The organism is Vibrio sp. 1401 (genome assembly GCF_033340295.1).
Window position 1 is genome coordinate 1 of the sequence record NZ_JAWOWF010000735.1, and the last position, 545, is coordinate 545.

Below are 545 nucleotides of genomic sequence, written 5' to 3' on the forward strand. Positions count from 1 at the left end.
ATTCGATTTGATTCAATCGTTACTTCAGTTTAAGCCCGTCGTGGCCGACTTAACCATTCATAACTTGGCATTAGATATTCGCACGGTCGATCTTCTACCTACGTCGAGCAATCAAGAGCCGACCACTGATGTTGACCAAAATGAAGTTAAGCTGATTGATCAGCTGGACTCACTATTGCTGCGCCAGTTTGAAGACTTCACCATTACGAATTCACGCGTCTGGTACAAATCGGTATCGGGCGAAACTCGTCGACTCGATATTGAACAGCTTCGCTGGAGTAACCAAGGCAAACGTCACTTGGCGGAAGGCACAGTCAGTATTGCAGACGCTAGCCTGAATTCACTGTTAGTAAATGCTAACTTTAAAGACCATGGTTCGCTGCGTGATGTGTCTGGTGAGTTTTACGTGAGTGCGCAAGATGTCTCGGTAACGCCTTGGCTTACCACTTACATGCAAGAAGAATCGGGTGCGGAGTCTGGCAAGGTCAGTTTGAATACCTGGCTGACTCTCAAACACAGCCAACCTAATTATGCGTACGTGGAGC

At 47.2% G+C, this 545-nt stretch carries 1 pseudogene; it reads left to right on the top strand.

From position 1 onward, the window contains the following. Positions 1-545, top strand: a pseudogene (locus R7Z77_RS27860) (hypothetical protein); the annotation flags it as partial.